10 protein-coding genes and 1 tRNA gene are annotated in these 8,653 nt (G+C 55.6%); all 11 read right to left on the minus strand.

Translation table 11 applies throughout. From position 1 onward, the window contains the following. Window positions 1–149: 149 nt before the first annotated feature. The gene (gene groL / locus WMO23_RS10210; protein ID WP_020310824.1) at window positions 150–1,772 is read right to left on the minus strand and encodes a chaperonin GroEL; all 1,623 of its coding nucleotides are present in this window, start codon (window positions 1,770–1,772) and stop codon (window positions 150–152) included. Between the two features lie 58 nt (window positions 1,773–1,830). Continuing rightward, window positions 1,831–2,112, minus strand: coding sequence for a co-chaperone GroES (gene groES, locus WMO23_RS10215; protein WP_020723787.1), 282 nt, complete (start codon window positions 2,110–2,112; stop codon window positions 1,831–1,833). 136 nt (window positions 2,113–2,248) lie between these two features. After that, window positions 2,249–2,839 carry an ANTAR domain-containing response regulator gene (locus tag WMO23_RS10220; protein ID WP_020310826.1) on the minus strand — a complete coding sequence of 197 codons (591 nt, stop codon included), beginning with the start codon at window positions 2,837–2,839 and terminating at the stop codon, window positions 2,249–2,251. Window positions 2,840–2,842: 3 nt separating this feature from the next. Beyond that, window positions 2,843–4,255 (minus strand): histidine kinase N-terminal domain-containing protein, encoded by a 1,413-nt coding sequence (locus WMO23_RS10225; protein ID WP_071601839.1) that lies wholly within the window; start codon window positions 4,253–4,255, stop codon window positions 2,843–2,845. A 27-nt stretch (window positions 4,256–4,282) separates the two neighbouring features. Further along, the gene (gene tsaD / locus WMO23_RS10230; RefSeq protein WP_020310828.1) at window positions 4,283–5,293 is read right to left on the minus strand and encodes a tRNA (adenosine(37)-N6)-threonylcarbamoyltransferase complex transferase subunit TsaD; all 1,011 of its coding nucleotides are present in this window, start codon (window positions 5,291–5,293) and stop codon (window positions 4,283–4,285) included. A 17-nt stretch (window positions 5,294–5,310) separates the two neighbouring features. Then, a complete protein-coding gene (rimI, locus tag WMO23_RS10235; RefSeq protein WP_349173996.1) occupies window positions 5,311–5,784 on the minus strand; it encodes a ribosomal protein S18-alanine N-acetyltransferase in 474 nt (157 codons plus the stop codon). Further along, complete coding sequence (tsaB, locus tag WMO23_RS10240) at window positions 5,775–6,485, minus strand: tRNA (adenosine(37)-N6)-threonylcarbamoyltransferase complex dimerization subunit type 1 TsaB (protein WP_020310830.1); 711 nt, start codon at window positions 6,483–6,485, stop codon at window positions 5,775–5,777. Before tsaB ends, rimI begins: the two co-directional genes overlap by 10 nt. Then, entirely contained in the window at window positions 6,469–6,939 is a 471-nt protein-coding gene (tsaE, locus tag WMO23_RS10245; protein ID WP_292282395.1) for a tRNA (adenosine(37)-N6)-threonylcarbamoyltransferase complex ATPase subunit type 1 TsaE, read from the minus strand. The genes tsaB and tsaE overlap by 17 nt, the downstream gene beginning before the upstream one ends. Window positions 6,940–6,951: 12 nt before the next feature. Next, window positions 6,952–7,929 carry a thiamine-phosphate kinase gene (gene thiL, locus WMO23_RS10250; RefSeq protein ID WP_292282393.1) on the minus strand — a complete coding sequence of 326 codons (978 nt, stop codon included), beginning with the start codon at window positions 7,927–7,929 and terminating at the stop codon, window positions 6,952–6,954. A gap of 12 nt (window positions 7,930–7,941) precedes the next feature. Next, window positions 7,942–8,349 carry a UPF0158 family protein gene (locus WMO23_RS10255; protein WP_020310833.1) on the minus strand — a complete coding sequence of 136 codons (408 nt, stop codon included), beginning with the start codon at window positions 8,347–8,349 and terminating at the stop codon, window positions 7,942–7,944. A 225-nt stretch (window positions 8,350–8,574) separates the two neighbouring features. Beyond that, window positions 8,575–8,651, minus strand: a tRNA-Arg gene (locus WMO23_RS10260). Window positions 8,652–8,653 lie beyond the last annotated feature (2 nt).

The following is an 8,653-nucleotide window of genomic DNA, read 5'->3' on the forward strand; positions in this document are numbered from 1 at the left end:
AATAGAACGATGAAATAGAATAAAAAAAGAGAGCTGTCGCACAAAGCCGAAATGGCTTAATGCGACAGCCCCTTTTTAAGTTGTTAGTGGTTAGCAGATGGCTTTAAATTTAAAGGCCGTCTCTGCAAACTACACACTACAACCTAATCTTACATCATGCCGGGCATACCGCCGCCCATGCCAGCCGGGGCTGCCGGAGCCGGTTCCGGTTTGTCAGCGACCAGGGTTTCCGTCGTGAGGACGAGGGCTGCGATGGAAGCTGCGTTCTGGAGAGCTGTACGGGTTACTTTAGCCGGGTCGACGATACCTGCTTTGACCATGTCAACGTATTCTTCTTTGAGGGCGTTGAAGCCTACGCCGTCTTCGGAAGCTTTGACTTTAGCGACGATGACCGAGCCTTCGAGGCCAGCGTTTTCAGCGATCTGGCGGAGCGGAGCTTCAATAGCGCGTTTAACCAGGTTGATACCGGTCTGTACGTCGCCGTCTTCATCGAATTCGTCGAGAGCCGGGAGGATGTCGATGAGGGTCGTGCCGCCGCCGGCTACAATACCTTCTTCAACAGCTGCACGCGTAGCGTTGAGGGCATCTTCGAGACGATATTTCTTATCTTTCAATTCGACTTCCGTAGCAGCGCCGACTTCGATGACAGCTACGCCGCCGGACATCTTAGCCAAACGTTCCTGCAATTTTTCTTTATCGAAATCAGACGTCGTTTCCGCAATCTGAGCTTTGATCTGAGCGACACGGTCTTTGATGGCCTGGGGATCGCCGTGGCCTTCGACGATAGTCGTTTCATCTTTGGTTACGCGGACCTGACGGGCAGTGCCGAGGTCTTCCATGGTAACGCTGTCGAGTTTACGGCCGACATCTTCCGTGATGACCGTAGCACCCGTGAGGGTTGCGATATCCTGGAGCATTGCTTTGCGGCGGTCGCCGAAGCCCGGAGCTTTGACAGCGACGGCTTTGAAGGTGCCACGGAGTTTGTTGACGACCAAGGTAGCCAGTGCTTCGCCTTCGACATCTTCAGCGATGATGAGGAGTTCTTTACCAGCCTGGACAACTTTTTCCAGAACCGGGAGCATTTCCTGGATAGAAGCGATCTTGCGGTCCGTAATGAGGATGTACGGTTCGCTCATGACAGCTTCCATTTTATCCGGGTCCGTTACCATGTACGGGGAAATGTAGCCGCGGTCGAACTGCATGCCTTCGACGACGGAGAGCTGTGTGCCCATGGTCTTCGATTCTTCGACAGTGATGACACCGTCTTTGCCGACTTTTTCCATAGCGTCAGCGATGAGGCCGCCGACTTCTTCGTCACCTGCCGAAATGGAAGCGACCTGAGCGATGGAAGCCTTGTCGGATACGGCGATGGAACGTTTCTTGATTTCTTCGACGAGTTTAGCGACGGCTTTTTCGATACCGCGTTTGAGGATCATCGGGTTAGCGCCGGCTGCGACGTTGCGCATGCCTTCCTGAATCATGGCCTGGGCCAGGATAGTAGCTGTCGTCGTGCCGTCACCAGCGACGTCGTTGGTCTTGGTTGCGACTTCTTTGACGAGCTGAGCGCCCATGTTTTCAAAGGGATCTTCCAATTCGATATCGCGGGCAATGGTGACACCATCGTTGGTGATGGTCGGAGCGCCGAATTTCTTGTCGAGAACGACGTTGCGGCCTTTAGGCCCTAAGGTAACTTTTACGGCATTTGCCAAAGCGTCTACGCCTTTGCCGAGAGCGCGGCGTGCATCTTCGTTGAACAAAATCTGTTTAGCCATGTTGAACACACTCCTATGTGAAAGTTAAGTATTTTTTAGTTTGATTCGAAATGATTTATTAGATGATAGCCAAGATGTCGCGTTCGCTGACGATCAAATATTTAGTGCCTTCGAACTTGACTTCTGTGCCGGCATATTTGGAGAAAATAATCTTGTCGCCTACTTTGACATCCAAAGCAACGCGTTTACCGTCGTCCTGCAGTTTGCCCGGACCTACGGCTACGACTTCACCCTGGCTCGGTTTTTCTTTAGCAGTGTCCGGTAAAAAAATACCGCTTGCAGTTTTTTCTTCCTGTTCCAATACACGGATAACTACGCGATCTCCTAACGGTTTTAACATTTTATATTCCTCCTTAAAAGTAAGTTGCTACTCTTTATTAGCACTCCATACTTCCGAGTGCTAACTTACAATATATATATTAGCCATTAAAGGTAAAAAAGTCAAGGCTTTCACCCTGACTTTTTCATCAAACGTTTTATTTTTTTTGACTTTTTATCTTTTCCGCACTGGCAATGACCGCCTCGGACACGGCTTTCAAGGATTTCCGGTTCTTCATGCTGTACTGCTGCAGCCGTCGGTAGGCTTCGTGTTCCGGTATATGATAAAGGTCCATGAGGCAGCCCTTGGCCCGGTCGACGGCTTTGCGCGTCTCGATGCGTTCGTTCATGTCATCGAGCTGCTGTGCCACTTCGCGCTGGTGGCGGAACTGGGAAATGGCGATTTCGATGGCCGGGAAGAGGTTGACCGGACTGACCGGTTTGACCAGGTAGCCCAGGACGCCGGAGTCCTTGGCCTTGTCGACGATATCCTGCTGACTGTACGCCGTGAGCAGCAGGACCGGTGCCAGCCCTTCGTGGCCGATCATGCGGGCCGCGTGGATGCCGTCCAAGCGGGGCATCTTGATGTCCAGGAGGACGATGTCCGGCTTTTCTTTGCGCACTAAATCGAGGGCCTCGACGCCATCAGCGGCTTCTCCGACGACGGTGTGGCCGGCATCTTCCAGCATTTCACATAAATCCATACGGATGATCGATTCGTCATCCCCTATTACAACGCGATATCCCATTGGTTATTCTCCCCTCTCTGGTAACGGAAAACGGATGGTGACGACGGTCCCTTCAGGCACGCCGTCATCGAAATCAATCGTCCCCTGCAGATCTTTTTCAATGAGCGTGCGCACGATGGCCATGCCCAGATGTTTGCGCCCCGTATCGACGGGTGCGTGGGACATGCCGACGCCGTCATCACAGACGATGATGACCCCGTCCGGCCCGTCGCGGCGGATGGTGACGGCCAGGAGGCCTTCCCGTCGGCCTTCAAAGCCGTGGATGATGGCATTGGTGATGAGTTCGTTCAGGACCAGAGCCAGGGATGTCGCCGCATCAGACGGCGTGGGCAGGGTGTCGCCGGAAAACTTCGTCTCCACGTGGCAATCCTTGCTGACCAGGCTGTGCGCCAGGAGGCCCAGCAGTTTCTGGGCGACGTCAGAAATGTCGATGTTCTCTTCATCGTGATGGGACAACGTCTCGTGGACCAGGGAAATGCTGAGGATCCGGTTCAGGCTCTCGTTGAGGACATCCCGCGCTTCGTCGCTCGTCGTGCGCCGCATCTGCATGCGCAGGAGGCTGGCAATGGTCTGCAGGTTATTCTTGACGCGGTGGTGGATTTCCTTGATGACCGACGTCTTGACCATGAGTTCTTCTTCCTTGCGATGCAGTTCCGTCCGCTCAGTCAGGATGGAAATGACCCGGCGCACTTTGCCGCGCTGCAGAATAGGGATGACCCGGCGGGAAACGACAGCATCGCCTAAGGTCACGTCATCGGCCAATCCCTCGGCCTGGGACAGGGCTTTCTTGGCACCGGTCAGGTCGAGGCGGGTATTATAGATATTGGTACCCGTAATGGCCCCGCGCTGGCCGCACATGTGCAGGATGCTGTCGGCCATATCGTCGGCATAGATGACGACGCCGTTGCAGTTGACCAGGACGACGCCATCCTGGATGGACAGGGGCCGGTACATGGAATGGAAATCCATGGGCACCTGCAAAGATAAGAAGGCTGTTTCCGTCAAAATCTCCCGATTGTCTTCGACTGTGCCGACAAAGGAAATGACGGCAATCGTCCCGCCGCCGTTATCGACGAAGGGATAAGCCACGATGGGCGCCATGCGGCCGTATTCGATTTCTTTCTCACCGCTCATGGCCGTTCCCGCCTGAAAGACCTGATAATTAAGCGGTTCTTCATAACGGGAAAAGGCAGCGCCAGGATCAGTCGTTTCCGTCTGCCTCCCCTTCTGCAGGAGCGGCGTCCGGTGCGCGGCCAGGACCAGCGTCCCCGCTTCCCGCCCGGGCACATAGACGAAGAGTTCCCGGTGCGACAAGTCGCTGGCGAACTGCAAGAGTTCTTCACTGTTCTGTAAAATATGGATCTGCACGGGCGACAAGGTGCTCCTTGTCCGGCAGACCGCTTCGAGTGTAGCCATAGAAGATTCCCCCATCTCTTCTCAGGATTAGTCCGATGTAATCGGCAGGGCCGGCTTGGCGTTGAGGGTCAAGTCGGCAAAGCGGCCGTCCAGGGCCATATAATATGCCCGGCAACCGATCATGGCGCCGTTGTCGGTGCAGAGTATCGGTTCCGGCCGGTAGAAGGCATAGCCCTTGTCGGCACAGGCCGCACTCATGGCCGCAGCCAGGCCGCTGTTGGCCGAGACGCCGCCGGCGACGGCGATTTTCCTGGCTCCGCAGTAGGCCGCGGCATCCATGGTCTTTTCGACGAGCGTTTCGACGACGGTCTTCTGGAAGCTGGCCGCCACGTCGGCGGCATTATAGGACTGGCCCCGCTGTTCCTGTGTGTGCAGGTAGTTGAGGACTGCCGATTTGAGGCCGCTGAAGCTGAACTCGAAATTGTGCTTTTCATGGAGGGCCTTGGGAAAGGCGATGGCGTCGGGATCGCCTTCTTTGGCCAGTTTGTCGATCTGCGGACCGCCCGGATAGGGATAGCCCATGACGCGGGCGATCTTGTCGAAAGCTTCGCCGGCGGCATCGTCGCGGGTCTGGCCCATGAGTCTGAACGAATTATAGCCATTGATCTGGACCAGCTGGGTATGGCCGCCGGATACGACGAGGGCCAGGAACGGCGGTTCCAAATCGGGATGGCTGAGGAAGTTGGCAAAGATATGGCCTTCCATGTGGTTGACGCCGACCAGGGGCTTATCGGCAGCAAAGCTGATAGCCTTGGCCGCTGCGACGCCGACCAGCAGGGCCCCGACCAGGCCGGGACCGTAAGTGACGCCGATATGGTCGATATCTGCCAAGGTGACGCCAGCCGTATCAAGGGCTTCCTTGATGATGGGCATGACGTATTCGATGTGCTGGCGCGACGCGATTTCCGGTACGACGCCGCCGAATTTCCGGTGGATCGGCACCTGTGTCGATATGATGTTGGAGCAGATGTGGCGGCCATCTTTGAGGACAGCAGCCGACGTTTCGTCACAACTCGTTTCTAAAGCTAAGGTATACATAGATTTCATCCTTTTTTCTATAGTGAATGGCCGAGCCATTGATACTTCTCTTTTTGACAATGCATGATGCACGCATCTTCCACAGGCTGGGAATAATAGTCCTTGCGGACAGCAAGGGCTTCATAGCCCAGCTTGCGGTACAGTCCCTGGGCCGGCGCGTTGGATTGGCGGACTTCCAGGAAGAAACTCGTGCAGCCTTCCCGGAAGAGGGCTTCCATGGCCGTTCGCAGGAGAATCTCGCCATAGCCCAGGCCCCGTGCTGACGGATGGATGGCGATGAAGGCCAGCTGGCCTTCATCGGCGATGAGCCAGACGTCGGCATAACCGGCGACGCTCCCGTCTTCCTTTTCCAGGATATAATAACGGGCTACGGGATTATCCAGTTCCGCTGCCAGGGACTGATGGGACCAGGGCACGGAAAAGGACGCCTCTTCGATGGCGATGATATCCGGCAGGTCCTCCCGACAGGCCTGACGGACCGTTACTGACATGGGGCACCGCCGTGGCGTTTTTCCCAGAGCACTTCAGCTTCGCTGCGGCGCAGGTACGACGGCGTCAGGGTCATGCAGTCATCGTAGTCACCGGCGGCAAAACGGACATTGGCTGCCAGGGCGACGCTGCCGGCACGGGGAATGACCATCGTCGGCGGCGCCATGCGGAACAAGGGGCTCCGGCCTTCGATATCCCGGCGCCCTTTGAGGGAGCCGTCACCGCAGAAGACGACGGGCTGGCCTTCCCTTTCCAGGGTATCCAGGACTTCCGTCCGCGGCGCGATGTAGATTTCTTTTTCCGTCGTCAGCGTCGTCCGGTCCCAGCGATAGACACCGGCATAGACATTGCCTTTCTGGGCGTCGATGAGGGTGCAGATGCGGTCAGAGACGCCGACGAAGTTCCAGGCCAGGCTGACCGGCGTCGTGACGCCGACGATAGGCACGTTCCAGGCAAAGGACAGGCCTTTGGCCGTGGCCAGGCCGATGCGCAGGCCCGTAAAGGAACCGGGGCCGACGGCAACGGCAACGCCGTCAATCTGGCTTTTCTTGACCGACGCCTTGTCGAGCATGTCGGCAATATGGGGCATGAGCTGTTCCGAATGGGTCAGCCGTGCCTGGATGGTGAGTTCAGCCCGCAGCGTGTCGTCATGGAGCAAGGCGACACTCGATACGAGGCTCGATGTTTCAATGGCTAAGAGCATATTTTTTTACCTCATTTTCTACAGCTTGCCAACGGCTGCCGTGGAAGTCAAAATGGAACAGGCGGTCCGTGGGACTCGTCTTTTCGATGGTGACGACAGCCGCATCGTCAGGCAGGCGGTCCGGGAATTTTTCCGACCATTCGATGACGGTCACGCCGCTTTCGAGATAGTCGTCGAATCCCAGATCGTCTAATTCATATTCCTCTTCCAAGCGATAAAAGTCGAAATGCTGGAGAGGAATGGTATTTTCATAATAATTCAGGATGGTAAAGGTCGGACTGACGACGACGTCGTCAATGCCCATGCCCTGGGCGATGCCCTGGACGAAATGGGTCTTGCCGGCACCGAGGTCGCCGCGCAGGGCCAGGACATCGCCGTCTCTGAGGACCGGCCCCAGGGCTTTGCCCAAAGCGATGGTGTCCGCTTCTGAATGAGTTGCTACATCAAAGCTCATGATATCCTCCTCCTAAAAATGGGTCCAGCCCGTCGGCGGCAGGACCTGTTCGCCCCCATCGTGGCGGAGCAGGACCCGGCCCGGCCCCTGGCGGACCGTCCCGATAGGCGTCACAGCCGGATAGACGGCCTGCAAAGCCTGGAAATCGTCCGGCGCCATGGTAAAGACCAGTTCATAGTCTTCGCCGCCGTTAAAGACGAATTTCCAAATATCCTTGCCCGATGCCGCAGCCCAGGCTTTCAGCTCAGCGCTCGTCGGAACCTGGTCCCGGTCGATGACCAGTTCGACGCCGCTGGCCTTGGCAATTTCATTGGATTCACTAGCCAGGCCGTCGCTGATGTCGTTCAGGCTGTGGCAATGATGCTGTACCAGTAAGCGTCCCAGGGAAATCTGCGGTTCCGGATACTGGTGGGCTTTCTTCAAATGTTCATATCCGTCCTGTCCGGCCAGGAGGACGTCGAGGCCGCCTGCCGAATCGCCGATCGTATGGGATACGGCGATGACGTCGCCGGCCTGGGCTCCGCTGCGCAGCAGGGCCTTTCCGGCTTCGATTTCGCCAAAGGCAGCGACAGTGATGACGACGCCTTCTTTGGACATGACCGTATCGCCGCCGAGGATATTGACTTCATACGTGCGGCAAATATCCTTGATGCCGCGGTACATGTCAATGACGTCATCGACGTCCATCTGCGGTGCCAGGGCTGTCGACAGGACGATATGGGTCGGCACGGCCCCCATGGCGGCGATGTCGCTGAGGTTCGAGGCTACGGCCTTGAAGCCGACGTCATGCCAGGTCGCCGTCTGACCGATGATGAAATGACTGTTCTGGACCATCGTGTCGATGACAGCTACCTGCTGCCAGCCCGGCGTCGTCGTGTAGACAGCACCGTCATCGCCGATGCCGACGGCGACGTTTTCCGGATGGAAGAGGGTATGATCTTTAATAGCATCGATGAATCCGAATTCACCGATATCTGAAATCTTCGTCATCTCCGAGCTCCCCTATTCTTCATAATCAATGTGGTTGTCTTCACACCACTTTTTGGCAATTTTGCGGAATTCCATGCGCTGGAAGGTATACCAGAACTGGACCAGGCCCATGTCCTTCAATTCCCGTTCCAGCTGGGAAACGGTCTTGCCCGCTTCGATGGACTGCTGAAAAGCCGCCCGCTGCTTCGGGTCTTTCATCATGGGGACAAAGCCCTTGATCATTTCCGGCAGATCCAGGTCGGCCTGGGTCGGCAGCTTGATATACGCATCGGGATTGGCTGTGACTTCATTTTCCGCCTTGTCGTCACCGGGGATTTCCGTGACCAAGGCCATATGGCCGTCATTTTTATTTAAATAGAACTTGAGATAGGGATTATTCAGTTCAAAGGCTTTCAATAATTCTTCGAGCTGTACTGTCATAGCTTACACTTCCTTTTCACAATTTGCGATGTCTCTATTATAGCATGGATAGGGCCGGGCCTAAAGTAGGCAAAAGAGGCTGTCTTCGTGCGACAGCCTCTTTTGGGGTTTTAAGTTTACAGTTTGTAGTTTGTAGTGAAGGTTTTTAAATTTAAAGCCACCTTCTACAAACTCCGTACTACAAACTATAAAAAAGCTCACGCAAAATGCGTGAGCTTTTTCCTATGGTGACCCGGTAGGGATTCGAACCCTAGACCTACTGATTCGTAGTCAGTCACTCTATCCAGCTGAGCTACCGAGTCAT

Source organism: Megasphaera intestinihominis (genome assembly GCF_040096415.1).
Taxonomy (GTDB): domain Bacteria; phylum Bacillota; class Negativicutes; order Veillonellales; family Megasphaeraceae; genus Megasphaera; species Megasphaera intestinihominis.

Coding starts and splice junctions, on each gene's coding strand:
- tsaD (WP_020310828.1), bottom strand. CDS start 5,293: ATGTATACCTTAGCTTTAGAAACGAGTTGTGACGAAACGTCGGCTGCT.
- WMO23_RS10220 (WP_020310826.1), bottom strand. CDS start 2,839: ATGGGATATCGCGTTGTAATAGGGGATGACGAATCGATCATCCGTATG.
- tsaE (WP_292282395.1), bottom strand. CDS start 6,939: ATGAGCTTTGATGTAGCAACTCATTCAGAAGCGGACACCATCGCTTTG.
- rimI (WP_349173996.1), bottom strand. CDS start 5,784: ATGTCAGTAACGGTCCGTCAGGCCTGTCGGGAGGACCTGCCGGATATC.
- groL (WP_020310824.1), bottom strand. CDS start 1,772: ATGGCTAAACAGATTTTGTTCAACGAAGATGCACGCCGCGCTCTCGGC.
- groES (WP_020723787.1), bottom strand. CDS start 2,112: ATGTTAAAACCGTTAGGAGATCGCGTAGTTATCCGTGTATTGGAACAG.
- WMO23_RS10255 (WP_020310833.1), bottom strand. CDS start 8,349: ATGACAGTACAGCTCGAAGAATTATTGAAAGCCTTTGAACTGAATAAT.
- tsaB (WP_020310830.1), bottom strand. CDS start 6,485: ATGCTCTTAGCCATTGAAACATCGAGCCTCGTATCGAGTGTCGCCTTG.
- thiL (WP_292282393.1), bottom strand. CDS start 7,929: ATGACGAAGATTTCAGATATCGGTGAATTCGGATTCATCGATGCTATT.
- WMO23_RS10225 (WP_071601839.1), bottom strand. CDS start 4,255: ATGGCTACACTCGAAGCGGTCTGCCGGACAAGGAGCACCTTGTCGCCC.